At 43.2% G+C, this 308-nt stretch carries 1 protein-coding gene; it reads right to left on the reverse strand.

Features of this window, described 5'->3' with window-relative positions; translation table 11 throughout:
- On the reverse strand, nucleotides 1-308 hold a 308-nt coding region (locus PZE06_RS27665), incomplete at both ends, for a hypothetical protein (RefSeq protein ID WP_275792349.1).

Consider the following 308-nt stretch of genomic DNA (forward strand, 5'->3'; position numbering starts at 1 on the left):
CGGGCACCGGTAATAACAGTCAAAGAACCACCCAATGCATAAGTTCCATCATACATATATTGTACTTCAAACAGACTTTCTTCGCTATTGTTATGGTCAACATCCCATACATCACCGAAGTTGTCGAGTAATTTATATTCACCTTCGTCGATGACTGTTTTCAATACATCATGTGCCTCTTGCCATTTGCTTTGGTAGAGGTAAACCTTTCCCAATAGGCCTAATGCAGCTCCACGGGTAGCGCGTCCCATATCTGTAGCAGCATATTGACTACGTTGTGGCAACACATCAGCAGCGGCTTTTAAATC

This window comes from Robertmurraya sp. DFI.2.37 (assembly GCF_029211245.1).
Taxonomy (GTDB): domain Bacteria; phylum Bacillota; class Bacilli; order Bacillales; family Cytobacillaceae; genus Robertmurraya; species Robertmurraya methanolica_A.